Below are 24,567 nucleotides of genomic sequence, written 5' to 3' on the forward strand. Positions count from 1 at the left end.
AATCCTGGTCGGCGATAAAAGGTTTGCTGCTTGATGAGCATTATCAATGTTATGTGGGCAGGCGGTTTGCCGTTTGCTTCGGTACACAAGGTCCATCATCAGATCCTTTCGCGAATCGAGCCTGGGATGCCCGTAAAAACTTGGCTTTTGCAGGGGGCGGCTTCTGACTGTCAGGTCGATGTCGGGCCCGCGCATGAGTGGAATCTGACGTCAGCCCGACTCAAGGGGCGGCACATCTGGCGCCTGTTCAGACCCTGGATGCGAAGCCGTTTTCGGGAGGCTTTGCTCGACAGTGATGCCCGCGTGGTATTGCTCGATGGCCTGGGCGTGGCCCGGACTCTCTTGCCTGTGCTCAAGGACATGCCTCAGATCCGCGTGGTGGTGATCTTCCATGGCGCGACACGCCTGCACATTACAAGCCGTGAGTTGCTGCGCGGGTTTCCCGCTTCGCGCCTGAGTCTGGCGGCAGTCTCCGAGACCTTGGCTACGTCGCTGCAGGACGAACTCGGCCTGCCGGTCGTTGCATTACGCAGCGCGTTCGATCCGGTTGCCTTTCAGGCTTCACTCAAGTCCCGTGAGGAGGCTCGCGCTCGTTTGGGTTTGTCCTCTGCAGATCGGCGTGTATTTGGTGCCGTCGGCCGGCTGGTGGGTAAAAAGGGATTTGCCAGCTTGTTGGACGCGTTCGCGCGAGCGGCGTCGGGCCATGGCGATTGGCGCTTGGTCATTGTAGGTGAAGGGCCGAGACGCGATGCGCTCCAGGCTCGGATCGCCCAGCCGGATCTTGTTGGCAAGGTCTTGTTGACTGGGCATCTGGAGGATGTCGCGACGCTTTATAAGGCATTCGACTGGGTGTTGATTCCGTCACTCGACGAAGGGCTTGGTCTGATCCTTCAGGAAGCAATACTGGCAGGCATCCCGGTACTGGCCAGCGAAATCGCTGTATTCCGTGAGCAACTGGGGGATACCGGCTGGTACGCACCGGTCAATGACGAAGTGGCATGGAGTGAGGTGATTACGCTGGCCTCACAGGCTCCAGCCGACGCCGTGGCGCAGGCCCAGTACCAGGCGCTGGCCCCTGAGCAGGCTTGGCTGAGTTTCAGCCAGACTGCTCGGGAGTTGATCTCAGGCAGACAGTAAGGCGCTTTCCAGTGCCTGCATGGGAAAGCTCTCGTTCAGGTTCTCCCTGGCAATATAACGAGCGAAATGTTGCAGGTTGCGACGCACAAGGCGGCGTGGCAGTGGGGAGCGCAGGAAGCGCATGTCGGCCACGTCGATCAGTCCCAGCTTGTTCTCAGGAGTGACGACGATGTTACCCAGGTGCAATGAGCGAAAATAAATGCCACGAGCGTGAAGGCTGCGAATCAGCTCGACCAGTGTCGGAAGGGTCTGCTGCCAACTGAAGTTTTCCTGATTCGATAGTTGACGCAGGGTTTTTCCTGGCAGAGGTCGATACAGCACGGCGGTCATGCCGGGCTTTTGCAATTTGTAGAAGGCCAGCACTTCGAGCGTAGGCACGCCGAGTTCCTGCAATCGGGTCGCGTTGTTGATGAACCGCGCTGAATAAGGCCGTAAAAGGGCCGAAGAAAAAAACCGCTTGAGGCGAAACAATTTGAGGATATTCCCATCCTGCAACAGATAGACTTTCGGGCCGTGGCCGTCGGCCTCCAGAATACTGGCGCCTTCAATCAATTGATTCAAAGCGGCTTGGGGAAGCCGTGAGGATTGCATCGTAGGAAAGCCTTGTTGAAAAAAGAACCGGTGCCGTAGCGGGCCATGATGCCCAAAAGTTTGTGTTTTAACCATGCCGGTTTTGGCTGGTAGACCGTTTAGGAGCGATAGATGTACGCGACGCGTTGGGCACAGGTGTGGATGGCCTTTGGCTTGTTATGGTTTTTGATGGCGATAGCCCTGGCACCGACCAACAAGGTCTATCAGCAAGGTTTGATCGCGTTTCTCTGGTTGCCGGTGATTATCTTCGCTTGGTCAGCGCGCCATCGGCTGTTGGAGGTGTGGCGTGCCCAGCGGTTGATTTACCTGGCGCTTCTGGCGTTGGCGGCCTGGGCGCTGATTACACTGTTATGGTCCGAGGTGCCGGAGCCAGGCCGCGAAGCCAAGCGACTGCTCTATATCCTGGCGTTCCTGTTGTTTTTCCCAATCCTTGCCAATCGTCAGCCCGAGCGAGTGATTCGTATCATGCAGTGGGGAGGGCTGGGGCTTGCGCTCGTCGCGCTGGTGTCGATTGTCGACTTCTACGGCATTGAAGGGCGCAACTGGGTGGCGCGCCTGGAGGGGTTGGGCAAGCTTTCCCATCCGATCCTGGGCACCTACGTGATTGGGCTGGCGGCGGTCTGGATGCTGCACTGGGTGCCGCGCCATATCGGGTTGCAGGTACTTTGGGCGTTGGCGTTGGCTGTGCTGGGTGTCTTTGTTGTGATGTCCCAGAGTCGCGGCGCGGCCCTGGCCTTGTTGCTAAGTGTGCTGGCAATGCCTCTTTACTGCACCGACCAGCGTACACGGGTCATCGCCGCCATGACTGTGGTGCTGGCCATGCTGACCTTCTGGTTGCTTGAGCCGCTGGTGATGGCCAGAGGTGCGTCCTATCGGCCCGAGATTTTAATGTCGAGCCTGCATATGATCGCCGAACGGCCGTGGGGTGGCTTGGGGTTGGCGGGTGACTACAGGGTCGCGACTCCAGGCCACTCTTTTGATCACGCGCATAACCTGTTCAGCCACGTTGCCATTCAGCTCGGGCTGCCTGGGCTGCTGCTTTGGTGCACTGTCTGGTTCGCTGTGCTGCGTGAAGCCTGGCGTGCCCGGGACACCCTGCTGGGCCGAGGCGTGCTGGGCATGTGGGTATTTTCATTCCTGGCGATGCAGTTCGACGCCGCGAGCCTGACAGGAACCCCTCGCGCGGAATGGTTCATCAGTTGGCTGCCGATCGGCTTGGCCGGGGTTTTGGTCTGGGCACGGGCCAAGCCGGGCGCCTGTGATAAAGTTCCGTGTTCTTCTTAATCAGTGAGCTCGACAATGAGTGACGCACCGCCCAAAACGGAACAGGATTCCAGCCTGAAGATCTATTTTCGTTTGCTGGGATACGTCAAACCCTACGCTGGCATTTTCCTGCTGAGTATCCTGGGCTTCGTGATATTTGCGTCCACCCAACCCATGTTGGCGGGGATTCTCAAATATTTTGTCGATGGTCTGAGCAATCCCAATGCGGTGCTCTTTCCCACCGTTCCGTATCTCAAGGACTTGAAACTGCTGATGGCGGTGCCGCTGCTGATCATTCTGATCGCTGCCTGGCAGGGCCTGGGGTCGTTCCTGGGAAACTATTACCTGGCCAGGGTATCCCTGGGACTGGTGCACGACCTGCGGGTCGAACTGTTCAACAAGCTGTTGGTGCTGCCTAACCGCTACTTCGATACGCACAACTCCGGGCATCTGATTTCCCGAATCACGTTTAACGTCACCATGGTTACCGGCGCCGCCACCGATGCTATCAAGGTGGTGATTCGTGAAGGTCTCACTGTGGTCTTCCTCTTCGCTTACCTCGTCTGGATGAACTGGAAGCTGACGCTGGTGATGTTGGCGATCCTGCCTTTGATTGCATTAATGGTGAGCAGCGCCAGTAAAAAATTCCGCAAGCAAAGTAAAAAAATCCAGGTGGCCATGGGCGACGTTACTCATGTCGCGTCCGAGACCATCCAGGGGTACCGCGTAGTGCGCAGTTTTGGTGGCGAGGGCTACGAAAAGCAGCGCTTTGCCAATGCCAGCCAGGGTAATACCGATAAACAACTGCGCATGACTCGCACCGGCGCTGTCTATACACCCATGCTGCAACTGGTGATTTACACCGCCATGGCGGCTCTGATGTTCCTGGTGCTTTTTCTGCGTGGCGATGCGACGGCCGGCGATCTGGTGGCCTACATTACCGCGGCGGGCTTGTTGCCCAAGCCGATTCGCCAGCTTTCGGAAGTCAGCTCCACCATCCAGAAAGGCGTGGCCGGTGCTGAAAGCATTTTTGAACAACTGGACGTCGAGCCGGAAGTCGACAGGGGAACGGTCGAGAAGGAGCGCGTCAGCGGCCGTCTGGAGGTTCGCAATCTGAGTTTCACCTACCCTGGCGCTGATCGGGAGGTGCTCAAGGACATCAGTTTCACGGCGGCACCTGGGCAGATGATTGCACTGGTGGGGCGTTCAGGTAGCGGTAAGTCGACCCTGGCGAGCCTCATCCCGCGCTTCTATCACCATGACGTCGGGCAGATTTTTCTCGACGAGGTGGAAATAGAAGACTATCGCCTGCGCAACCTGCGTCGACATGTCGCCCAGGTCACCCAGCACGTCACACTGTTCAACGACACGGTGGCCAACAATATCGCCTACGGGGATTTGGCCGGCGCGCCACGGGCCGATATTGAGAAGGCGGCTGAAGACGCCTACGCCATGGACTTTATTGCGCAGCTGCCCAAGGGGCTGGACACCGAGGTGGGTGAAAACGGCGTGCTGTTGTCCGGCGGGCAGCGTCAGCGTCTGGCCATTGCCAGGGCCCTATTGAAGAACGCACCGTTGCTGATTCTCGATGAAGCCACGTCGGCCCTGGATACCGAGTCCGAACGGCATATCCAGGCCGCGCTGGATCAGGTCATGAAAGGCCGCACTACGCTGGTCATTGCGCATCGTTTGTCGACCATCGAAAAGGCCGATCTGATCCTGGTGATGGATCAGGGCCGGATTGTCGAGCGTGGTGTTCACAGCGAGCTATTGGCGCAGAATGGCTATTATGCTCGTCTCCACGCCATGGGATTGGACGCTCCCACTCAGGACATCGCCTGAGTACGGGTCAAGCCTGTGGGGGGCTGTGCTCCTGCAGGCATTTGTATCTAATCGCTTACTTGTAGTGACCAACCCACAATAAATCTATGACCCGCGCTTGATATGGTTCCGACTACAGGAAGTCCTGCTGAACGAATTTTGGATCATTAGGGGGTAACCCCCGGCGCGCGGGTATTCGAATGCTGCAACGTTATCTCTGGAAGCTGCTGCCCAAGTCGCAGCGCTCCTTCTTGTTGGGACGCTTGTCGGTGGTTGACCGACAGATCGTGAACAAATCGATGTCAGCCAACTGCCGCTTCCCCAAAGCCTTCGCGCAGCGCGCTTGTCTGTTCATCCATGTGCCCAAGTGCGCCGGAAGCAGCATTTGCACGGGCATGTTCGATGGCTACAGCCCGGGTCACTTGCCGCTGTACTGGTACCAGGAGCAATTTCCAGAGCAGTACGCGGGCAGCTTCAAATTTGCTTTTGTCCGTGACCCGTTGGAGCGCACATATTCGGCCTATGCTTTCCTGCGAGGGAATACGTTGGGAGCACGCGATCATGCCGCACAAAACCTGGTAAGTCATTATCGGGACTTCGATGATTTCGTCGCCCGCTGGCTGCATCCGGAAAACATTACACGGCAATTGCATTTCACCGCCCAGACGGATTTCCTCACCGACTCCCTTGGCCACTTGGCGATGGACTTCATCGGTTATCAGGAGTACCTGAGCCGTGATTATCAAAGGGTGTGCGAGCATTTGGGGTTGACTGCAACGTTGCCCCACGTAAATCGTACCCAGCAACGCGTGGCGTTGCCGGTCCGGGAAATCTGCTCTGTGCGTACCCGCCGTTTGGTACGGCGAGTGTATCAACGTGACTACGAGATGCTCGGCTATGAATGAAACGTCAAAGGTGTTGATGCCAAAGTCAGAGATTGGCCCTTGCGCACTGGCTGTTGCGCCAAAGGACCGGGCCGCGATCAAGTCCCAGAGGCCGCGTTGTATCTGGCTGACTGGGCTATCAGGTGCGGGCAAGTCTGCGCTGGGCAATGCTTTGGAGGTGCAGCTCAACCAGCAAGGCTTGCACACCTGCCTGCTCGACGGCGACAACCTGCGCCGGGGGTTGTGCCGTGACCTGGGGATGGACGCCGAGGCGCGCAAGGAAAATATCCGCCGGATTGGCGAAGTGGCGCGCTTGATGGTCGATGCCGGCCTGATCGTGATAGTGGCAGCAATCTCCCCGTTTCGCGCTGATCGGGAGACGGCGCGAAAATTGTTCCCTCAGGGCGTCTTTCTGGAGGTTTATGTAAGCACGCCTTTTGAAGTTTGCGCCCAGCGTGATCCCAAGGGGTTGTATCGGGAAGCGCGCGCCGGGCGGATCAAGAATTTCACCGGGCTCGACAGCCCCTACGAGGCGCCGCTGTCGCCCGACTGTGAGATCGATACCAGCGAGGTGGAACTGGCCCAAGCCGTTGGCCGACTTTCGGCACTGCTGCAAAAGGAATGAAAAAAGCGCAGGTCAGGAGGGCCATGGACGAGCCTTCGCCAACCCTGTGCTAATATCGCGGCCCTGTTCATTTTGTATGTGGGATGCTCCATGAAGTTGTCCATGCCGCGATTCGATCAAGCCCCTGTATTGGTGGTCGGCGATGTCATGCTCGACCGCTATTGGCATGGCGGTACCTCACGGATTTCCCCTGAGGCGCCGGTTCCGGTGGTCAAGGTCGAACACATCGAGGACCGTCCCGGTGGTGCCGCCAACGTTGCCTTGAACATCGCCGCCCTTGGTGCACCGGCCTCTCTGGTGGGGGTGACCGGTGACGACGAAGCCGCCGACAGCCTGACCAATAGCCTCAATGGCGCCGGCGTGCGGGCGATATTCCAGCGGGTTGCGCACCAGCCGACCATCGTCAAGCTGCGGGTCATGAGCCGTCACCAGCAACTGTTGCGGATCGATTTCGAAGAACCGTTCGCCACCGATCCCCTGGCCCTCGGGGCGGAGGTCGATAACCTGCTCGAAGGCGTCAAGGTGCTGGTGTTGTCGGACTACGGCAAAGGTGCGTTGAAAAACCATCAGGCGCTGATCCAGGCCGCTCGTGCCCGTGGCATTCCGGTACTGGCTGACCCCAAGGGCAAGGATTTCTCGATCTACCGCGGCGCGAGCGTGATCACGCCGAATCTCAGCGAATTCGAAACCATCGTCGGCGGTTGCGCCGATGAGCACGAACTGGTGAGCAAAGGCGCACAGCTGATGCAAGACCTCGACCTCGGCGCTTTGCTGGTGACCCGTGGCGAACATGGCATGACCCTGTTGCGTCCCGATCATCCGGCGTTGCACCTGCCGGCGCGTGCCCGTGAAGTGTTCGACGTGACTGGTGCCGGCGATACCGTCATTTCCACCCTGGCCGCAGCCATCGCCGCCGGCGAGGAACTGCCCCATGCGGTGGCCCTGGCGAACCTGGCGGCGGGCATTGTCGTCGGCAAGCTCGGTACTGCCGCCATCAGCGCCCCGGAGCTACGCCGCGCGATCCAGCGCGAAGAAGGCTCCGAGCGGGGCGTGCTGGGCCTGGAGCAATTGCTGCTGGCCGTCGACGACGCCCGTGCCCACAACGAGACAATCGTTTTCACCAACGGCTGCTTCGACATCCTGCATGCTGGCCACGTGACCTATCTCGAGCAAGCCAGGGCCCAGGGCGATCGCCTGATCGTCGCGGTCAACGACGATGCATCCGTGAGTCGTCTCAAAGGGCCGGGGCGGCCGATCAACAGCGTCGACCGGCGCATGGCGGTCCTGGCTGGTCTTGGCGCGGTGGATTGGGTGATCAGCTTCAGCGAAGGCACGCCGGAAAACCTGCTGCGCGAGGTCAAGCCGGATGTGCTGGTCAAGGGCGGTGATTACGGGATCGATCAGGTCGTGGGAGCGGACATTGTCGCGGCCTACGGCGGCACTGTGAAGGTGTTGGGGCTGGTGGAAAACAGCTCGACGACGGCGATTGTGGAAAAGATCCGCAATCACTGAGCCTTTGCTGGTGACAATGTGTCAGGCAATGCGCCAACCTGTGGGAGCGAGCCTGCTCGCGATAGCGATGTGTCAGCCAAATCGAGGCTGACGGGTCCAACGCCATCGCGAGCAGGCTCGCTCCCACAGGGCCCATCACCAACTCGATGACGTTAACGAGCCACCTTGCGCGGCACAATCTTCTTGAGCAATTGCCGGGCCTTGCCCCTCAGCCGGGTCAGCCCCGACTCCTTGCCCGGTGGCGTCAGCCCTTGCTGGTGCAGCCAATCCTTCCAGCGAATCCGCTCGTCTCGTACCAGCCAGCCGTCCTGCCTGGCAAAACTCTCCGCCAGGTACAGCCCGCGGGTGCTGGCCGGGTACAGTTGATCCTTCTTCAAGGTGTACAGCTCGGGCAAGGGTTGGCCGTCCTGTAGCGGCATCAGGTAAAGATCGGGTCGCTTGCGGTCCAGGCGCGCCACCAGTTGGTCTCCCTCCAGGCGCTCATCCACATGAAACAGGCTCAGGGACTTGGCTTCCTTAGGCACATCCAGGCGCAAATCGTAAATCAGTTGCAGCGAGGCCGTCGGCAGGTGCACGTAGGCGCGTGGTCGCTCGATCAGTTGCAGGTTGGCGCTGCGCACTGGGCGGGCCGAACCGGACAGCGGCGTCAGGCGAAACGGCAAGGCTTCACGATAATGCAGGGCGGTGGCGTAGGGCGCGGGCAACCAGGTGTCATTGAAGCGTCCGCCAAGCCAGCCCTCGGGGGTTTCCAGAAGGCATTCTTCGGCAATTTCACTGATGGCGGTGAGCAGCGGCAGGTTAAGCTCATGGGCCGGGACATAACCGGAAATCAACTTGAGCACCACGTCGCCGCGGTCCTGTCGACGCTGGCGCACCAGCACCCAATAGTCGCGGTTCTGCCAGTGCAGGGTCAGGCGCACCGAGACACCGAGGTTTGCCAGTTCCAGGGAAAAACGCTCGGGGTCGTCCACCGTCACCGGACGGCGCCGCTGCAGGGTTTGGGAAAAGTTCAATGGCATCCCGACGCTCTGGTAAGTCAGGCCTTCGGGTGTCGCTTCGACGAACAGGGGCAGGGTCTTGAAGTTGCTGGGGTTTTTTCTGATGAGCGTGCGCGGCATGTCGGCTCCTTCCTTAAGGCCGCGCAGGGCGGCGTCAGTTTTTACGTAGGACCTTGGCTACGGTCGCGACGTTATGGGCGAGGTGCAGCGGATTGATGGTGCCGACAATAGCACTGGCGACACCGGGATGTTCAAACAACAGTTCGAAGCTGGCCCGGACCGGGTCCACGCCAGGGTTCAGGCAGACGTGACCGCTGGCCAAGGCTTTCTTCACCAGAATGGCCTTGCCATGCAAGGCTGCGTAGTCAATGACAGTCTTCTCGTTTCGTTCGTTCAGATTGTAGGTGACCATCGCGCAATCGCCTTGCTCCAGGGCTTTCAAACCGCCCTCGACGGTTTTGCCGGAAAAACCGAAGCCGCCGATCTTGCCCTCGCGCTTGAGCGCCGCCAGGGTTGGGTAGACCTCGCTGTCGTTGAGGATCGCCAGGTCGTTGCCGTCGGAGTGCACCAGCACCATGTCGATGTAGTCCGTTTCCAGGCGCTTGAGGCTGCGTTCCACCGAGAGTCGGGTGTGGGCGGCACTGAAATCGTGGTGCGACTGGCCGTCACTGAACTCTTCACCGACCTTGCTGACAATCACCCAATCCTGACGCTGGCCGCGCAACAACGGGCCCAGGCGTTCTTCGCTGCGGCCATAGGCCGGCGCGGTGTCGATCAGGTTGATGCCCAGGTCACGCGCCAGTTTGAGCAGCATGCGCGCTTCGTCGTCATCGGGAATCTGGAAACCGTTGGGGTATTTGACCCCCTGGTCGCGGCCGAGCTTGACGGTCCCCAGGCCCAGGGGTGAAACCCGCGGGCCGTTATTGCCCAGCGGGCGATGCAAGTCGTGCAGGGTCGGTTGGCTCATGGCAGCAGTTGCTCCCAGGCCGGGATGCCCATGGGCGGTTTCTGCAGGTCCGGCAATGGCGCCGGATGGCTGGGGGTGATGCCATCGCGTTGCAGCGTGGCGATCACTCGATCGGCAAAGTCCGGGGCCAGGGCCAGTTTGGTCGGCCAGCCCACCAGCAGGCGATCCTGTTCGGCGAGAAAGGCGTTGTCCGGGCGGGTCAGGCCCGATTGCAGCGGTTCGGCGCGGTCGACCCGCAGCGTGGCCCATTGTGCGGCGCTGAGGTCGACCCAGGGCAGCAATTGGCCAAGTTCTTTCTGGGCGGTAGCAATCTGCGCGGCGGGCTCGCGGGCCACGCCGTCGGCTTCGGCAATGTCGCCGCCCAAGTACCAGACCCATTGGCCATCGGCGGCCGGGTGGGTGGTCACGGTGATGCGCGGCTTCGGCCCGCCCCCCAGGCAGTGAGCGTACAGCGGCTTGAGGCTCGGTCCCTTGACCAGCACCATGTGCAATGGCCGACGCTGCATGGCCGGTTGCTCCAGGCCCAGGGCACTGAGCAGATCGGCGGTGCCGGCCCCGGCGCTGAGGACGATACGCTGGGCGCGGATCTCGCGGCCATCAACCTTGAGGCCGATCAGTTCGTCGCCGTCGCGCAACGGCTCGATATCTTTGCCGGCCAGCAAACCATCGCCGGCCAGATCTGCCAGCCGCGCAAGCAGGCTGGGGACGTCCACCACCAACTCGGCCAGGCGATAGACCTTGCCCTTGAAGCGCTTGTCTTGCAGGGCCGGCGGCAGTTGCTCGCCCTTGACCTGATCGACCCGCCCACGCACGGCCTTGCTGGCGAAGAAGCTGGTGAGGTTGCCGGCCAGGGTGCCGGGAGACCAGAGGTAGTGAGCTTCGGACAGCAGGCGCACGCCGGACAGATCCAGTTCGCCCTCGCCGGCCAGGGCTTCGCGCCAGCGGCGTGGCATGTCGGCGATGGCTTCCGAGGCGCCGGTGAGGGCACCGTGCAAGGCGTACTTGGCGCCACCATGGATGATGCCCTGGGATTTGATGCTCTGCCCGCCGCCGAGGCTGGCGCTTTCCACCAACACAGTCGAAAAGCCCTGGCGGCGCAGGCGCGCATTCAGCCAGAGGCCGGCGACTCCGGCGCCGACAATCAGAACGTCGGTGGAAATAACGGATGGCATGCAGCGACCTCAGTGTTCAAGACGAGGGCGCAGTATACAGACTCGATGGATGGAGTTTTCGCCGCTCAACCTGTGGGAGCAACGCTTGCTCGCGATACCGGCGCCTCGGTTCCAGAGAGACCGCGTCATTTTATCGCGGGCAAGCCTTGCTCCCACAGATTTCTCCTTGCCACACATGTGCTATCAGCCCCATTAATCCATGTTTTCAGTGCCCGGCAGTCTTGGAAAACAGCTGGATCACCACCACCCCCAGTACAATCAACGCCATCCCCAGCATCGCCGGCACGTCCAGCTTCTGCCCGTAGATGAACAGCGCCGCCACGCTGACCATGACGATCCCCATCCCAGCCCAGACCGCATATGCCACGCCCACCGGAACGGTGCGCACCACCAGGGTCAGCATCCAGAATGCGATGCCGTAGCCGGCGATCACCAGCAGCAGAGGCAGGGGTGTGCTCAAGCCTTTGATCGCTTTCATCGACACGGTGGCGATCACTTCGGCGCAGATGGCGATGGCCAGGTAGTAGTAAGCGTTCATAGGCGAAAATCCTCTTGAAGGGTGCGTCTTTCTGTGTGGACATTTTAGGGCACGGTCAGATGGGGTAAAGTCATTACCTATCTGTATACGAGATAGGTCGGGGCATGAGTGTTCTGTGGAATCTGGAGCAGCTGCGGCTGTTTGTCGGTGTCGCCGAGAAACGTTCGTTTTCCGCCGTGGCGCGGGACCAGCGCAAGGCTCAATCGGCCATTAGCAGCGCGATTGCGTTGTTGGAAACCGACCTGGGCGTGACGCTGTTCGAGCGCAGCAGTGGCCGCCAGCCGAAGCTCACCGAAGCCGGCGAGGCCTTGTTGGAAGAGGCGCGGGAAGTGCTGCGCCAGTGTGAGCGTCTCAATGGCCGGGCCCTGGCCCTGATGCGCGGTCAGGAGGCGATGTTGCGCCTGGCTCAGGATGAGGCGATGCCCTATCAGCCGGTCATCGACAGCCTGGCGGCCCTGGCCGAGCGGTTCCCGACCCTCGAGGTACAACTGGCCAGCGCCGCGCAGGGCGATGTGGCGCGCAAACTGGTGGAGCGCCGCGCTGACCTGGGGTTGTTGTTTTATCACGACCAGATCCCCGAAGCGCTGGAGCGCCGGGTGCTGGGCAGCGTCGAGATGGTCACGGTCTGTGGCAGGGGGCATCCACTGGCGAGCCATGATTACGTGACCTGCCTGGAAATGGCCCGGCATCGGCAATTGCTCATGGCGACCCAGTCCAGTGTCTACCCCGGGAGTGAACAGGCCAGCCCGCAGGTCTGGCGCGCCGACAGTTTCTACGTCTTGGCCGAATGGCTGAGAAGCGGCCTGGGCTGGGCGTGGCTGCCACGGCATGTGGTGCAGTACCCGGCGTACCTGGGGGATATGGTCGAGCTCAACAGTGAGTGGACCCCGCCGGCCCTGGTGGTGGAACTGGTCTGGCGCCGCGACGAGCCTTTGGGCCCGGCCGCGCGCTGGCTGGCGGAACGTTTTGCCGTGCAGTTGCAGGCGATCGGCTGAAAACCCGATAAACTCCGCCGCCATGAACAGAACTCTCTATAGCGCATTGTTTTATCTGGGGCTGCCACTGGTAGCGATTCGGCTCTGGTTGCGGGCACGCAAGGCGCCGGCCTACGCCCGGCGCATCGGCGAGCGTTTTTCCTGGGGGTTGCCGGTGATGGTGCCGGGAGGCATCTGGGTCCACGCCGTGTCGGTGGGCGAGAGCATTGCCGCCGCGCCGATGATCCGCGCCTTGCTGCAACGTTATCCACAACTGCCGATCACGGTCACCTGCATGACGCCCACCGGTTCCGAGCGCATCCAGGCGTTGTTCGCCAACGAGCCGCGCATCCAGCATTGCTATTTGCCCTACGACTTGCCCTGCGCGGCCAACCGTTTCCTCGATCGGGTTCGGCCGGTGCTCGCGGTGATCATGGAAACCGAATTGTGGCCCAACCACATTCATCAATGCGCCAGGCGCGGCATCCCTGTTGCCCTGGCCAACGCGCGACTGTCGGAGCGTTCTGCGCGCGGTTATGCACGTTTGCCCAAACTCACCCGGCCAATGCTCGCCGAGATGAGCCTGTTCGCTGTCCAGACCGAAGCCGAGGCCGAGCGCTTGCGCCAGTTGGGTGCCCGCGCGCAAAACGTCGAGGTCACCGGTTCGATCAAGTTCGACCTGACCATCGACCCGCAACTGTTGGAAAGCGCCAGCGCCTTGCGCCATGAGTGGCAAGCGACGGAGCGCCCGGTATGGATCGCCGCCAGCACCCATGAAGGCGAAGATGAGGTGGTGCTGGCCGCCCACCGTCGGTTGCTCGCCAGTTATCCCGATGCGTTGCTGATCCTGGTGCCGCGCCATCCCGAGCGTTTCGATTCAGTGCATCAATTGTGTGAGAACGAAGGTTTCGCCACGGTGCGGCGTTCCAGCGCACAGCCTGTCACTGCCCAGACCACGGTGCTGTTGGGCGATACCATGGGCGAGCTGTTGTTTCTCTACGCGCTGGCCGACAGCGCGTTTGTCGGCGGCAGCCTGGTACCCAACGGCGGCCATAACCTGCTGGAACCGGCGGCACTGGCCAAACCGGTGCTCAGCGGGCCGCACCTGTTCAACTTCCTCGAAATTGCCGCGCAACTGCGCGAGGCCGGGGCGCTGACGGAAGTCGAAGACGCCGAAAGCCTGGCCTTGGCGGTACAACGCCTGTTCGAACTGCCTCGCGATGCCCAGCGCATGGCCGAGGCGGGGCTTGCGGTGATGCGCACCAATCAGGGCGCGTTGCAGCGGTTACTGGAGGGGTTGGGGCGGTTGATCGACTGAGTATCTGTGGGAGCAACGCTTGCTCGCGATGCAAGCGCCCCGGTTCCAGGGCGATCGAGTTGTATTCATCGCGGGCAAGCCTTGCTCCCACAGGGAGGTTGCTGAGGGGGCTTCCCTCCGAGGGGTTACTGCGTCGGCCGCGAGCGCAGTTGCTCCGCCGCAGCCTGTGCCAGATCCGGCGGTAGAAAGTCCTTGTCCGGGTTGTAGTCGGGTTTGAGATAGCGCGACAGGTCCTGCAGATCCGATGGGCTCAACGTACCCGCTGCCTGCTTGAGCCGCAGGTTGTCGAGGATGTAGTCGTAGCGGGCGTTGTTGTAGTTGCGCACCGAGGTGTACAGCTGACGCTGGGCATCGAGTACATCGACGATGTTGCGCGTGCCCACCTGGTAACCGATCTCCGTGGCTTCCACTGCGCTCTGGTTGGAGATGATGGACTGGCGGCGGGCCTGGACCTGTTCCACATCGGTATTCACCGCCCGGTGCAGGTTGCGGGTGTTCTCCACCACCTGCCGGCGCAGGGCCTCGCGCTGTTGTTCGGTCTGAGTCAGTTGCGAGTAGGATTCGCGAACCTGAGAGCTGGTCAGCCCGCCGCTGTAGATCGGGATGCTCAATTGCAGGCCGATGGTGCGTTGCTCGGCATCGCCACCATAACGCTGACCGGTGGGGCTGGGGTTGGTAAAACCGAGGCCATCGTTGTCGCCTTTTTTGTATTGGGCGATCGCATCGAGGGTCGGGGCATGCCCGGACTTGCGCTGACGCAGGGTGTCCTCGGCGGCCGTGACGGCGTAGTTGCTGGCCAGTAGATTGAGGTTCTGCTTGGCGGCCGTATCGACCCAGGCCTTGGCGTCGTTCGGTGCCGGCGGCAGGATCGGCAGCGTGTGGACGATGCCCTGGAGCGAGTTGTACTGACGGTTGGTCAGGGTGATCAGGGCTTCGAAGGCGTCGTCGACCTGCCGCTGGGCCAGGATCCGGTTGGCTCGCGCGGTGTCGTAGCTGGCCTGGGATTGCAGCACGTCGGTCTTGTCCGACAGACCCACGTCGAAGCGCTCGTTGGACTGGTCGAGCTGACGCTTGAACGCCGCTTCCTCGGCCTTGGTCGAGGCCAGGTTGTCCTGGCTGCGCAGCACGTTGAAATAGCTCTCGGCGCTTTGCAGGATCATGTTCTGTTCAGTGGCCGAGAGTTGCAGCGACGCTTGTTCGTTGACCGACTTCGCCGCCTGGAACTGAAACCAGCGATCGGCACGGAAAATCGGCTGGGACAGCGTGGCCTGGTAGACCGTACCGCTACGGGAGGCGGTCATGGCGGGCTCGTCGAGCTCGGTACGGGTGTTGTTCAGGTCGGCACCGGCCGACAGGTTGGGTAGCAACCCGGCGCGCGCCTGGGGCACCACTTCTTTCTGGGCGCCATACTGGGCGCGGGCGGCGGCCAGGTCGGCGTTGTTGTCCACCGCTTCCTGGTACACGCTCACCAGATCGGTTTTGGTGGTCAAGGGCGCTTCGGCAGCCCAGGCCATTCCATTGGACGCACAAGACACGGCAAGGGCCAGTGAGAGTTTGCGCAGCATGAGGCGTTCCCTACTTCTCAAATGATTGCGCACAAGAGGCGCGGCGTAGCGAGTGTAGTTGCGCCCGCGCACGGCAACAATCCTGTATATGCGCCATTCATCACGCCTTTTGCCCTGGCGATGGCGTTCTGGCGTGGTTGTGTCTAGACTGGCCGGGTTCTTGTCGGGGTGCCTTGCTATGAGGCTGAGATCGAATAATTTCGGATCCCGTTGAACCTGATCAGGTTAGCGCCTGCGTAGGGAACAAGATTTCTCGTCACCCGGCGAGTCCTCTTGTGCTTCGTCCGGGATGTTGTTCGACAATCGACTTTCGATCTTCGAGCAGCCTCGAGCAGCAAGCACAGCGTCCGCACTCTCGTGCAGGGACGCGTCCATTCGTTACAGGTTCGCTCCGACAAAAATCCACTGCCTGGATGTGTGTCTGGAGAGCCCGTGATGACGACAAAATCAAAAAACGCGACCAACCTCAGTGATTCGGCCAAGGTCGATGAGCAATCGGTTCAGCCCTTTACCCGCTCGCAAAAAATCTATGTCCAGGGCAGCCGCCCGGATATTCGCGTGCCCATGCGCGAAATCAGCCTCGACGTGACCCCCACCGACTTTGGCGGCGAAATCAATGCGCCCGTGGTGGTGTACGACACTTCGGGTCCCTACACCGACCCGAATGTGATCATCGACGTACGCAAAGGCCTGGCCGATGTGCGCTCACCGTGGATCGAAGCCCGTGGCGACACCGAGCGCCTGGCGGGACTGAGCTCCAACTTCGGCCAGGAACGCCTGGCCGATCCCGAGCTGACCAAACTGCGCTTCGCCCATGTGAACAACCCGCGTCGCGCCAAACCCGGCGCCAACGTCAGCCAGATGCACTACGCGCGCAAAGGCATCATCACCGCTGAGATGGAATACGTCGCCATCCGCGAAAACATGAAGCTGGAAGTGGCCCGCGCCGCCGGCCTGCTGGACCAGCAACACGCCGGCCACAGCTTCGGTGCCAGTGTGCCGAAAGTCATCACCCCGGAATTCGTGCGTGACGAAATCGCCCGGGGGCGCGCGATCATCCCGGCCAACATCAACCACACCGAACTGGAACCGATGATCATCGGCCGTAACTTCCTGGTGAAGATCAACGGCAACATCGGCAACAGCGCACTGGGCTCGTCCATCGAAGAAGAAGTGGCGAAGCTGACCTGGGGGATTCGCTGGGGTTCGGACACGGTCATGGACCTGTCCACCGGCAAGCACATCCACGAAACCCGCGAGTGGATCATCCGCAACTCGCCAGTTCCGATCGGCACCGTGCCGATCTATCAGGCCCTGGAAAAAGTCGGCGGCGTGGCCGAAGACCTGACCTGGGAGCTGTTCCGCGACACGTTGATCGAACAGGCCGAGCAGGGCGTCGACTACTTCACCATCCACGCCGGCGTGCTGCTGCGTTATGTGCCGATGACCGCCAAGCGCGTCACCGGCATCGTCAGCCGTGGTGGTTCGATCATGGCCAAGTGGTGCCTGGCGCACCACAAAGAGAACTTCCTCTACACCCACTTCGAAGACATCTGCGAAATCATGAAGGCCTACGACGTCAGCTTCTCGCTGGGCGATGGCCTGCGTCCGGGTTCGATTGCCGACGCCAACGACGAAGCGCAGTTCGGTGAGCTGGAAACCCTCGGCGAGCTGACCAAGATCGCCTGGAAGCATGACGTGCAGTGCATGATCGAAGGCCCGGGCCACGTGCCGATGCAGTTGATCAAAGAGAACATGGACAAGCAGCTGGAGTGCTGCGACGAGGCGCCGTTCTACACCCTCGGCCCGCTGACCACCGATATTGCGCCGGGCTATGACCACATCACCTCCGGTATCGGTGCGGCGATGATTGGCTGGTTCGGTTGCGCCATGCTCTGCTACGTCACCCCGAAAGAACACTTGGGACTGCCGAACAAGGATGACGTGAAGACCGGGATCATCACCTACAAGATCGCCGCGCATGCGGCCGATCTGGCCAAAGGGCACCCAGGCGCGCAAATCCGCGACAACGCCTTGAGCAAGGCGCGTTTCGAGTTCCGCTGGGAAGACCAGTTCAACCTCGGCCTGGATCCGGACACCGCCCGCTCGTACCACGATGAAACCCTGCCGAAGGATTCGGCCAAGGTCGCGCATTTCTGCTCGATGTGCGGGCCGAAGTTCTGCTCGATGAAAATCACCCAGGAAGTGCGCGAGTACGCGGCCAACCAGCGCATTGAAGCGGTGGATGTCGATGTCGCCCAGGGCTTGGCGGAACAGGCTGAGCGGTTCAAGAAGGAAGGTAGTCAGCTTTATAAGAAAGTCTGATCAATGCTGAGGGCGGCGGTGACTTCACCGCCGTCATCGCGAGCAGGCTCGCTCCCACAGTGGATCTCGGTTGTTCACAAATTTTGTGTTCGCCGCAAATCTCCTGTGGGAGCGAGCCTGCTCGCGATAGCAATCGCCAGAACAACAAATATCCCCCGAGATAACAACTTTGAACATCCAACCCAGCACCTACTCCCCCGACGCCGCCGTCCCCTTGGACAGGCGCGTCTTCGGCGCCCGCGATCTGTTTTCCCTGTGGTTCTCCCTCGGCATCGGCCTGATGGTCTTGCAGGTTGGCGCCTTGCTCGCGCCGGGCCTGGGCCTGAGCGGTTCGTTGCTGGCGATTTTCCTCGGCACATTGGTGGGCGTCTTGCTGCTGGCGGCCGTCGGGGTGATCGGCAGCGACACCGGCCTGTCGGCCATGGCCGCCCTCAAGCTCAGCCTGGGTGGCAAGGGTGCGAGCGTGCCGGCGGTGTTGAACCTGTTGCAGTTGATCGGTTGGGGCTCATTCGAAATCATCGTCATGCGTGACGCCGCCAGCCTGCTCGGCGCCCGGGCCTTCAGCGAGGGCAGCCTGGGCTCGAACCCTCTGCTGTGGACGTTGTTTTTCGGCGCACTGGCGACCCTGCTGGCGGTGAGCGGGCCGCTGACGTTCGTGCGTAAGGTCCTGCGCAAGTGGGGCATCTGGCTGCTGTTGGCGGCGTGCATCTGGCTGACCTGGAACCTGTTTGCCAAGGCTGATCTGGCGGCGTTGTGGGCGCGGGCGGGAGATGGTTCGATGCCGTTTGCCGTCGGTTTCGACATTGCGATAGCCATGCCGCTGTCCTGGTTGCCGCTGATTGCCGACTACTCACGCTTCGGCAAACGCGCAAAAAACGTCTTCGGCGGCACCGCGCTGGGGTTCTTTATCGGTAATTTCTGGCTGATGAGCCTGGGCGTGGCCTATACCCTGGCGTTCGCGCCGAGCGGTGAAGTCAACGCGCTGTTGCTGGCCCTGGCGGGCGCCGGGCTGGGCATCCCGCTGCTGCTGATTTTGCTGGATGAATCGGAAAATGCCTTCGCTGATATCCACTCGGCGGCGGTGTCCAGCGGCATGCTGACGGGGTTGAAAGTCGAGCACCTGGCCTTGGCGATTGGCGTGGTCTGCACCTTGATCGCCTGCTTCGCGCCGTTGGCGCAGTATCAGAATTTCCTGTTGCTGATCGGCTCGGTGTTCGCACCGCTGTTCGGGGTGGTGCTGGTGGACCACTTCATCCTGCGCAAGCGCGCCAGCCGGGTCGTGTCAGCGGCGTTGTGCTGGCCGGCACTGTTGGCCTGGCTGGGCGGGGTGAGCACCTATCACCTGCTGGCCAACTTCTACCCGGACATCGGCGCCACCCTGCCGTCGCTGGTCCTGGCAGGGTTGCTGCAACTGATACTGGGCCGGGCTTTCAACTACGGCCGGGAAACAGCTCGGGCTTGAGGATGCCATTGAGGCGCGGGTAAGCGATCTTCAGTTCGATGTGGCCCAGGGCGTATGGCGCGATGGTGCTCACTTGGTACTTGAGGATCACGCCGCCGTAGGTCAGCGCCACGTTCGGGGTTTTCTGGAACGGCCACTGCTTCACGAACTCCGGTTCCTGATCCAGTTTGGTGCTGATCAGCCAGCTGTTGTGGGCGACCTGCACGGCTTTCCAGAACGCCTCTTCCTGGCCCGGCAGCAGCATGTCCGACAGCGTCAATACCTTGTGCTGTTGGCGTGAATAGTTGATGAAACCACGACCCGGTGTACCGTGCGCACCGCCAGTGTCCAGGTAGCTGGACAATTCGATGATCACCAAGCCGTCATGCTGCTCCCGTACCTTGGCTTGCAAGTAACTGCTGTTGCGCGGCGCGGCGCTGCGCAAAAACTGCTCGCGGTAGGCGGCCAGCGTCGGCGCCACCGGAGCGTCCGGTGTGGTGCGGGTCATTTGCAGCAGGCGTTTCTCGATAATGCCGTCCAAGGCCGGCTCGGCGGGAAAGCGCAGGGTGTCAATGTTGACCAGGGGGCAGTCGGCGCTGGCGCATCCTGGTTGTAGTTGTTCCGAGGCATCGCGAGTGGTTTCCAGCGGAGCGCGGTAGTTGGGCTGGAACAGGCTTTGGCAAGCGCCCAGGGTCAGGGCAATAGCGGCCACGCAAAGGGTTTTGAAAAGCGACATGGGCGTCCTTCATGAAACAGGGAAAGGCGAAAAGTTACCCGCTTCGACTGTCGGCAGGGCAATCAGTTCGCCACTAAGCTCATTAGAGTGGCTTTGAGGGCAGCCGTCTATCCCGATGACTGGAAAGGGGCTGCATCAAACGGTACGGGCGCGTTAGGATGGCGCGAAGCCGAGGCTGGAACCTCGCATCGATCCGCTGCAAACGAGGACTGTCATGACCGATTTCGCCAACGCCACACCGAGCGCCGTGGACATCGTAAAGCGTGAAAACTGCTTTCAGGGTTTCTACAAACTCGATCGCGTCCACCTGCGCCACGAGTTGTTTGCCGGTGGCATGAGCCGTGAAATCAGCCGTGAACTGTTCGTGCGTCATGACGCGGTGTGCGTGCTGCCCTACGATCCGCAACGCGATGAGGTGGTACTGATCGAGCAGTTTCGCGTCGGCGCCATTGGCAAGACCACCAACCCCTGGCTGGTGGAACTGGTGGCCGGCCTGATCGACAAGGACGAGCAACCGGAAGAAGTTGCTCATCGCGAAGCGCAGGAGGAAGCTGGGCTTGTCTTCGCTGCGCTCTGGCCGATGACCAAGTATTTTCCATCGCCGGGCGGCAGTAATGAATTCGTGCATCTTTATTTGGGGCGTTGCGACAGTGCGGGGGCAGGTGGCCTGCATGGGCTTGTGGAAGAAGCCGAGGACATTCGTGTGAAGGTCTGGGCTTTTGAAGATGCCTTGCAAGCAGTGCGCGACGGGCAGATTTGCAACGCGGCCAGCATCATTGCCTTGCAATGGCTGGCCTTGAATCGCGATGAAGTGAGGGGGCTATGGTCTTAAGCAAGCTGCGCGACCGTTATCGCGTCGATCTGGTCGGGTTGCAGGCCGCCTGCGAGGCCAACTACGCCCGCCTGATGCGCTTGTTGCCGGACATGCGCAACGACCCCGCGCCCCGGCGCATCGCCGTGACCCATGGCGACCAGATGCTCGGCGTGCTGGCCATTGAAGTGCTGCAAACTTGCCCATACACCACCACCTTGCAAGTGCGCCAGGAACACAGCCTGCCCTGGTTGCCGGTGCCGCAACTGGAAGTGCAGGTCTATCACGATGCGCGCATGGCCGAAGTCGTGAGCGCCGAACATGCGCGACGTTTTCGCGGCATCTATCCTTATCCCAATGCGTCGATGCACCAACCGGATGAAAAGGCCCAGTTGAACCTGTTTCTGGGGGAATGGCTGAGTCATTGCCTGGCGCTGGGCCACGAATTCGAGGTTGTTCGGTAGCTGCCGGTCAAAAACTGGACACTGGTTGTGAACCGGTTCCGGTTCGCGGGTTTCCCCTTTCGATCTTCCCCAGCATAATTGCCGCTTCATCCAATGGCGTAGTCGCGCCTGGGAGAGAGCGATTTGCCGAGCGTATCCACCTTGACCACCGCCGATACGGCGCTGCTGGTCCAACTGTCTGACAGTCACCTGTTTGCCGAGGCCGACGCTTCGTTGCTGGGCATGAACACCCGCGACAGCCTGCGGGCGGTCATTGACTTGGTGCTCAGGCAGCAGCCGAGCATCGATCTGATGCTTGCCACTGGGGATTTGTCCCAGGACGGTACGCTGCAGTCCTATGAGGCGTTTCGGCAGCTGAGTGCGCGTATCGACGCGCCGGCGCGTTGGATTCCCGGTAACCATGATGAGCCGCAGGTGATGCTTGAGGCGGCGGTCAAGAGTACGTTGCTCGATCCGGTGGTGGACATTGGCAATTGGCGGGTGACGATGCTCGATTCTGCCGTGCCAGGTTCTGTGCCGGGGTTTTTGGCCGAGGAGCAATTGATTCTGTTGGCCAATGCTTTGAGCGAGGCGCCGGAGCGACATCACTTGGTGTGCCTGCATCATCATCCTGTTTCGATTGGGTGTGCGTGGATGGAGCCGATTGGGTTGCGTAATCCTGAGGCGCTGTTTGCGGTGTTGGATCGGTTTCCTCAGGTGCGTGCTGTTCTGTGGGGGCATGTGCATCAGGAGGTTGATCAGGTGCGTGAGGGGGTTCGTTTGTTGGCTTCGCCTTCGACCTGTATTCAGTTTGAGCCGGGGAGTGAGGATTTTGCGGTGGGGGGGCAGGCGCCGGGGTATCGGTGGTTGCGGCTCTTGCCGGATGGGCGGTTGGAGACGGGGGTTGAGCGGGTGGTTGGGTTTGCGTTTACCCCGGACTATGGCTCCAACGGGTATTAAGTTCGGCCCAACTGTGGGAGCGAGCTTGCTCGCGATGGCGGCCTTACAGCCGGCCAGGATGTTGTTGACCGGGTACATATCCATTGCTGCGGTAACGGCCACTTATGGTTCCGCCCTTACGGCGGGTCACTTTCGAAAAGCGCGAAAGTAACCAAAGCGCTTCTGCCCCACCACTCGGTGCCTCGCCTAGGCTCGGCATGCCCGAACGAAGGCATTGCTCCGTGGGCCCGCCGCGAAGGGCCATCCATGGCCCAGCGCGGCTACCTCGGCATCCATGCCGAGGTGCCCACTACGCAATACCTACGTTCGGCCAGCGTGGTTAACGGGGCGCCCAAGATCAACCTCCACCGCGAGGCGGCCTGATAGCCGGCCTGGTTTTAGCGGGTGTACACCCATCCGATTTGTTTGAGCAGGATCTGTGGGAGCAAAGCTTGCTCGCGAAGGCGGCGGTACATTCGGCATTGATGCAAGCAGACTCACCGCTATCGCGAGCAAGCTTTGCTCCCACAAGATTGGCGGTGGGCACTGATCTTATAAACGACCGAAACCAGTGTGGGAGCGAGCCTGCTCGCGATGGCGGCCTGACAGCCGACCAGGGTTTGTGGGAATGGTCGGACAGGCCTCCGGGCTGCAGTAGATTTTTCCGACGAACTCTGGCGGTTGCCGGGTGGGAAGGGCTGTCGCTAGTCTTTTTCCGTCGCTGCAAATTCAGCGGCCGGGCTTGGAAATCCGATAAGTAGACGGCGCGAAAGCGCCCTTCATAACGTATGCTTGCGGTCGTTTTTTGACCATGCTTTCGTTATGGCGGCTGTGCGCGGGAGACCTTCGGGTCTGTCGGGCTCGTTTACCCCGGTTTTCCAACCTGCGTACGGCTGCCACCCCCTCGCTTGGAAACGAACGTGGTAGCTCCAACCAGTAAACGGAGTGTCACCCTATGTTCAAAGCCACACCCAATCCCCCCGAAACTGATCCCTCATCACCCCACGCCGGTCTCGATCCCCAAAAACTCGATGAAGCCGCCAAGCGCGCCATCGACCATTATCTCGACCCCAAGCCCCAACCCAAGAAGAAACAACCCTCAAGCCAACTGTTCTCCGTCGCGGAGAGCGCAGACACCGAAACCCTCCTAGCCAACCTCAGCGAAACCCTAGCCTCCGCCAACGCCATGCTCGGCGACCTGACCTTCGACCTGGAAGGCTCGCGTCGGCATTTCGCCCTGGGAGTCCAGCAGATGATCGAACTCAGTGAATTGTTGGCGAACCGGGCGTTGGATATCGTCGATCCGCGCTAGCGCCGAGCGGAAGCATTGTGTGGGAGCACTTATCGCCGACCTGTCTCCGGTGGCAGTACTTCAATCCAACTGTGGGAGCGAGCTTGCTCGCGAAGATGGTGGTACATCCAACGCTGATGCAAGCTGGTCCACCGCCATCGCGAGCAGGCTCGCTCCCACATTTTTTTCGAGTTGTTCTCAGGTATCGCATTCACCACAAATCCCTGTGGGAGCGAGCCTGAACTGGTCAAGTAATTCTGGACACCAGTTAAGGTTTCACGCCGCCAGTTTCTCCATGGCTACCGGCGACCGGTAGTCGTTGTAGCTATGGAGCCTGACGTTGTTGTATCGCATCACATAACGTTGCACATCCACGCGGGCTTCATGCTCCGAGCTGTAGCCATCGTCTGGCACCCACTCTGATTTCAGGCTCCCAAAGAAACGCTCCATCGGGGCGTTGTCCCAGCACTCACCTTTACGACTCATGCTGTGCAGGAGATAGGTGGGGTGTGTAAGCGCTGTGAGGCGTTGAGCTAACCCATACTAATTGCCCGTGAGGCTTGACCATATAACACCCAAGCAATTTGCTGACCCGATACAGGGCACCAGATTGCGGTGTGTGAAGACGCTATGAACCGAAAGTTCGCACAACACACAAACCTATCGCATACCCATTCGCTGGAACGTGACCGCAAGGCACGCGCTGGCTACCGAATTTCTTGACGACCATAGAGCATTGGAACCACCTGATCCCATCCCGAACTCAGCAGTGAAACGATGCATCGCCGATGGTAGTGTGGGGTTTCCCCATGTGAGAGTAGGTCATCGTCAAGATTAAATTCCGAAACCCCTATCTGCTGACGCAGGTAGGGGTTTTGTTTTAGTAGAAGTTATCGATTTTCGCTGGCACGTTACTGTTGAACGGGCCGGTCACAGAATTTCTTGACGACCATAGAGCATTGGAACCACCTGATCCCATCCCGAACTCAGCAGTGAAACGATGCATCGCCGATGGTAGTGTGGGGTTTCCCCATGTGAGAGTAGGTCATCGTCAAGATTGAATTCCCAGAACCCCTGTCTGCTGATGCAGACAGGGGTTCTGTCGTTTTGGGCCGGTAATCGGATCGCCCCTCATGATTGCTGGCCACACACGGCAAACCCTGTGGCCATTGCTATGCTGTGATAGTCGGGGCATCTGAAAAATGGCCCGCGACGT

The 24,567-nt window shown here is 60.6% G+C and carries 22 protein-coding genes, 2 rRNA genes and 1 riboswitch; of the genes, 16 read left to right on the forward strand and 8 right to left on the reverse strand.

Translation table 11 applies throughout. The features are described from left to right. Window positions 1-33 precede the first annotated feature (33 nt). Window positions 34-1,137: a glycosyltransferase gene (locus tag CRX69_RS01725; protein WP_047225900.1), complete on the forward strand. Its 1,104-nt coding sequence runs from the start codon at window positions 34-36 to the stop codon at window positions 1,135-1,137. Here the strand turns inward: CRX69_RS01725 and CRX69_RS01730 are convergent. Continuing rightward, a complete protein-coding gene (locus CRX69_RS01730; protein ID WP_047225899.1) occupies window positions 1,123-1,728 on the reverse strand; it encodes a lipopolysaccharide kinase InaA family protein in 606 nt (201 codons plus the stop codon). The two genes, CRX69_RS01725 and CRX69_RS01730, sit on opposite strands and share 15 nt — an antisense overlap. Before the next feature lie 111 nt (window positions 1,729-1,839). Here CRX69_RS01730 and CRX69_RS01735 point away from each other — a divergent pair, with 111 nt between their 5' ends. The 5 genes from CRX69_RS01735 (at window position 1,840) to hldE (ending at window position 7,833) form a co-directional block, all read left to right on the forward strand. Then, entirely contained in the window at window positions 1,840-3,012 is a 1,173-nt protein-coding gene (locus CRX69_RS01735; RefSeq protein ID WP_047225898.1) for an O-antigen ligase family protein, read from the forward strand. Between the two features lie 15 nt (window positions 3,013-3,027). Beyond that, window positions 3,028-4,833 carry a lipid A export permease/ATP-binding protein MsbA gene (msbA, locus tag CRX69_RS01740; protein WP_047225897.1) on the forward strand — a complete coding sequence of 602 codons (1,806 nt, stop codon included), beginning with the start codon at window positions 3,028-3,030 and terminating at the stop codon, window positions 4,831-4,833. Window positions 4,834-5,012: 179 nt separating this feature from the next. Next, on the forward strand, window positions 5,013-5,717 hold the full coding sequence (locus CRX69_RS01745; protein ID WP_107321434.1) for a sulfotransferase family 2 domain-containing protein: 705 nt from the start codon (window positions 5,013-5,015) through the stop codon (window positions 5,715-5,717). Continuing rightward, a complete protein-coding gene (gene cysC / locus CRX69_RS01750; protein ID WP_173407452.1) occupies window positions 5,710-6,321 on the forward strand; it encodes an adenylyl-sulfate kinase in 612 nt (203 codons plus the stop codon). The genes CRX69_RS01745 and cysC overlap by 8 nt, the downstream gene beginning before the upstream one ends. Before the next feature lie 90 nt (window positions 6,322-6,411). Continuing rightward, window positions 6,412-7,833 (forward strand): bifunctional D-glycero-beta-D-manno-heptose-7-phosphate kinase/D-glycero-beta-D-manno-heptose 1-phosphate adenylyltransferase HldE, encoded by a 1,422-nt coding sequence (gene hldE / locus CRX69_RS01755; protein WP_047225895.1) that lies wholly within the window; start codon window positions 6,412-6,414, stop codon window positions 7,831-7,833. Window positions 7,834-7,985: 152 nt separating this feature from the next. On the opposite strand, the gene CRX69_RS01760 is transcribed toward hldE, so the two are convergent. The 4 genes from CRX69_RS01760 to CRX69_RS01775 all read right to left on the reverse strand — a co-directional run bounded on the left by CRX69_RS01760 (window position 7,986) and on the right by CRX69_RS01775 (window position 11,508). Next, complete coding sequence (locus tag CRX69_RS01760) at window positions 7,986-8,951, reverse strand: hypothetical protein (RefSeq protein WP_047225894.1); 966 nt, start codon at window positions 8,949-8,951, stop codon at window positions 7,986-7,988. A 34-nt stretch (window positions 8,952-8,985) separates the two neighbouring features. Further along, entirely contained in the window at window positions 8,986-9,798 is an 813-nt protein-coding gene (locus tag CRX69_RS01765; RefSeq protein ID WP_047225893.1) for an aldo/keto reductase, read from the reverse strand. Continuing rightward, window positions 9,795-10,970, reverse strand: coding sequence for an NAD(P)/FAD-dependent oxidoreductase (locus tag CRX69_RS01770; protein WP_076382920.1), 1,176 nt, complete (start codon window positions 10,968-10,970; stop codon window positions 9,795-9,797). Before CRX69_RS01770 ends, CRX69_RS01765 begins: the two co-directional genes overlap by 4 nt. Window positions 10,971-11,175: 205 nt before the next feature. Beyond that, complete coding sequence (locus CRX69_RS01775; protein ID WP_047225891.1) at window positions 11,176-11,508, reverse strand: DMT family transporter; 333 nt, start codon at window positions 11,506-11,508, stop codon at window positions 11,176-11,178. Between the two features lie 104 nt (window positions 11,509-11,612). On the opposite strand from CRX69_RS01775, the gene CRX69_RS01780 reads away from it, so the two are divergent. Together CRX69_RS01780 and waaA are read left to right on the forward strand one after the other, a co-directional pair. Beyond that, window positions 11,613-12,503: a LysR family transcriptional regulator gene (locus CRX69_RS01780; RefSeq protein ID WP_047225890.1), complete on the forward strand. Its 891-nt coding sequence runs from the start codon at window positions 11,613-11,615 to the stop codon at window positions 12,501-12,503. Window positions 12,504-12,525: 22 nt separating this feature from the next. Beyond that, on the forward strand, window positions 12,526-13,800 hold the full coding sequence (waaA, locus tag CRX69_RS01785; RefSeq protein WP_107321435.1) for a lipid IV(A) 3-deoxy-D-manno-octulosonic acid transferase: 1,275 nt from the start codon (window positions 12,526-12,528) through the stop codon (window positions 13,798-13,800). A gap of 125 nt (window positions 13,801-13,925) precedes the next feature. On the opposite strand, the gene CRX69_RS01795 is transcribed toward waaA, so the two are convergent. After that, complete coding sequence (locus tag CRX69_RS01795) at window positions 13,926-15,365, reverse strand: TolC family outer membrane protein (RefSeq protein WP_047225888.1); 1,440 nt, start codon at window positions 15,363-15,365, stop codon at window positions 13,926-13,928. A 154-nt stretch (window positions 15,366-15,519) separates the two neighbouring features. Further along, window positions 15,520-15,625: riboswitch (TPP riboswitch) on the forward strand. 175 nt (window positions 15,626-15,800) lie between these two features. Between CRX69_RS01795 and thiC the strand changes: the two genes are divergently transcribed. Beyond that, the gene (thiC, locus tag CRX69_RS01800) at window positions 15,801-17,690 is read left to right on the forward strand and encodes a phosphomethylpyrimidine synthase ThiC (protein ID WP_047225887.1); all 1,890 of its coding nucleotides are present in this window, start codon (window positions 15,801-15,803) and stop codon (window positions 17,688-17,690) included. 169 nt (window positions 17,691-17,859) lie between these two features. Further along, complete coding sequence (gene cytX, locus CRX69_RS01805) at window positions 17,860-19,152, forward strand: putative hydroxymethylpyrimidine transporter CytX (protein ID WP_047225886.1); 1,293 nt, start codon at window positions 17,860-17,862, stop codon at window positions 19,150-19,152. Here the strand turns inward: cytX and CRX69_RS01810 are convergent. Next, window positions 19,121-19,867, reverse strand: coding sequence for a DUF3298 domain-containing protein (locus tag CRX69_RS01810; RefSeq protein ID WP_047225885.1), 747 nt, complete (start codon window positions 19,865-19,867; stop codon window positions 19,121-19,123). The genes cytX and CRX69_RS01810 overlap by 32 nt on opposite strands. A gap of 214 nt (window positions 19,868-20,081) precedes the next feature. On the opposite strand from CRX69_RS01810, the gene CRX69_RS01815 reads away from it, so the two are divergent. From CRX69_RS01815 to CRX69_RS01835, 4 genes are all read left to right on the forward strand, one after another. Beyond that, window positions 20,082-20,699 carry an NUDIX domain-containing protein gene (locus CRX69_RS01815; RefSeq protein ID WP_076382912.1) on the forward strand — a complete coding sequence of 206 codons (618 nt, stop codon included), beginning with the start codon at window positions 20,082-20,084 and terminating at the stop codon, window positions 20,697-20,699. Then, a complete protein-coding gene (locus tag CRX69_RS01820; RefSeq protein ID WP_047225883.1) occupies window positions 20,690-21,142 on the forward strand; it encodes a DUF1249 domain-containing protein in 453 nt (150 codons plus the stop codon). Before CRX69_RS01815 ends, CRX69_RS01820 begins: the two co-directional genes overlap by 10 nt. Window positions 21,143-21,265: 123 nt before the next feature. Then, window positions 21,266-22,081 (forward strand): 3',5'-cyclic-AMP phosphodiesterase, encoded by an 816-nt coding sequence (gene cpdA / locus CRX69_RS01825; RefSeq protein WP_107321436.1) that lies wholly within the window; start codon window positions 21,266-21,268, stop codon window positions 22,079-22,081. Between the two features lie 934 nt (window positions 22,082-23,015). Next, window positions 23,016-23,372: a DUF6124 family protein gene (locus CRX69_RS01835; RefSeq protein ID WP_047230571.1), complete on the forward strand. Its 357-nt coding sequence runs from the start codon at window positions 23,016-23,018 to the stop codon at window positions 23,370-23,372. A 255-nt stretch (window positions 23,373-23,627) separates the two neighbouring features. Here CRX69_RS01835 and CRX69_RS01840 read toward each other — a convergent pair whose 3' ends face one another. Next, on the reverse strand, window positions 23,628-23,837 hold the full coding sequence (locus CRX69_RS01840; RefSeq protein ID WP_420821197.1) for an integrase core domain-containing protein: 210 nt from the start codon (window positions 23,835-23,837) through the stop codon (window positions 23,628-23,630). A gap of 232 nt (window positions 23,838-24,069) precedes the next feature. On the opposite strand from CRX69_RS01840, the gene rrf (CRX69_RS01845) reads away from it, so the two are divergent. Continuing rightward, window positions 24,070-24,185 (forward strand): 5S ribosomal RNA (gene rrf, locus CRX69_RS01845). A gap of 107 nt (window positions 24,186-24,292) precedes the next feature. Next, window positions 24,293-24,408, forward strand: a 5S ribosomal RNA gene (gene rrf / locus CRX69_RS01850). Window positions 24,409-24,567: the final 159 nt, after the last annotated feature.

Source organism: Pseudomonas rhizophila, from assembly GCF_003033885.1.
Taxonomy (GTDB): Bacteria; Pseudomonadota; Gammaproteobacteria; order Pseudomonadales; family Pseudomonadaceae; genus Aquipseudomonas; species Aquipseudomonas rhizophila.

What these genes read in the sequence shown, in the direction of transcription:
- CRX69_RS01725 (WP_047225900.1), top strand. Translation starts at nt 34, where the DNA reads ATGAGCATTATCAATGTTATGTGGGCAGGCGGTTTGCCGTTTGCTTCG.
- CRX69_RS01730 (WP_047225899.1), bottom strand. Translation starts at nt 1,728, where the DNA reads ATGCAATCCTCACGGCTTCCCCAAGCCGCTTTGAATCAATTGATTGAA.
- CRX69_RS01735 (WP_047225898.1), top strand. Translation starts at nt 1,840, where the DNA reads ATGTACGCGACGCGTTGGGCACAGGTGTGGATGGCCTTTGGCTTGTTA.
- msbA (WP_047225897.1), top strand. Translation starts at nt 3,028, where the DNA reads ATGAGTGACGCACCGCCCAAAACGGAACAGGATTCCAGCCTGAAGATC.
- CRX69_RS01745 (WP_107321434.1), top strand. Translation starts at nt 5,013, where the DNA reads ATGCTGCAACGTTATCTCTGGAAGCTGCTGCCCAAGTCGCAGCGCTCC.
- cysC (WP_173407452.1), top strand. Translation starts at nt 5,710, where the DNA reads ATGAATGAAACGTCAAAGGTGTTGATGCCAAAGTCAGAGATTGGCCCT.
- hldE (WP_047225895.1), top strand. Translation starts at nt 6,412, where the DNA reads ATGAAGTTGTCCATGCCGCGATTCGATCAAGCCCCTGTATTGGTGGTC.
- CRX69_RS01760 (WP_047225894.1), bottom strand. Translation starts at nt 8,951, where the DNA reads ATGCCGCGCACGCTCATCAGAAAAAACCCCAGCAACTTCAAGACCCTG.
- CRX69_RS01765 (WP_047225893.1), bottom strand. Translation starts at nt 9,798, where the DNA reads ATGAGCCAACCGACCCTGCACGACTTGCATCGCCCGCTGGGCAATAAC.
- CRX69_RS01770 (WP_076382920.1), bottom strand. Translation starts at nt 10,970, where the DNA reads ATGCCATCCGTTATTTCCACCGACGTTCTGATTGTCGGCGCCGGAGTC.
- CRX69_RS01775 (WP_047225891.1), bottom strand. Translation starts at nt 11,508, where the DNA reads ATGAACGCTTACTACTACCTGGCCATCGCCATCTGCGCCGAAGTGATC.
- CRX69_RS01780 (WP_047225890.1), top strand. Translation starts at nt 11,613, where the DNA reads ATGAGTGTTCTGTGGAATCTGGAGCAGCTGCGGCTGTTTGTCGGTGTC.
- waaA (WP_107321435.1), top strand. Translation starts at nt 12,526, where the DNA reads ATGAACAGAACTCTCTATAGCGCATTGTTTTATCTGGGGCTGCCACTG.
- CRX69_RS01795 (WP_047225888.1), bottom strand. Translation starts at nt 15,365, where the DNA reads ATGCTGCGCAAACTCTCACTGGCCCTTGCCGTGTCTTGTGCGTCCAAT.
- thiC (WP_047225887.1), top strand. Translation starts at nt 15,801, where the DNA reads ATGACGACAAAATCAAAAAACGCGACCAACCTCAGTGATTCGGCCAAG.
- CRX69_RS01810 (WP_047225885.1), bottom strand. Translation starts at nt 19,867, where the DNA reads ATGTCGCTTTTCAAAACCCTTTGCGTGGCCGCTATTGCCCTGACCCTG.
- CRX69_RS01815 (WP_076382912.1), top strand. Translation starts at nt 20,082, where the DNA reads ATGACCGATTTCGCCAACGCCACACCGAGCGCCGTGGACATCGTAAAG.
- CRX69_RS01820 (WP_047225883.1), top strand. Translation starts at nt 20,690, where the DNA reads ATGGTCTTAAGCAAGCTGCGCGACCGTTATCGCGTCGATCTGGTCGGG.
- CRX69_RS01835 (WP_047230571.1), top strand. Translation starts at nt 23,016, where the DNA reads ATGTTCAAAGCCACACCCAATCCCCCCGAAACTGATCCCTCATCACCC.
- CRX69_RS01840 (WP_420821197.1), bottom strand. Translation starts at nt 23,837, where the DNA reads ATGAGTCGTAAAGGTGAGTGCTGGGACAACGCCCCGATGGAGCGTTTC.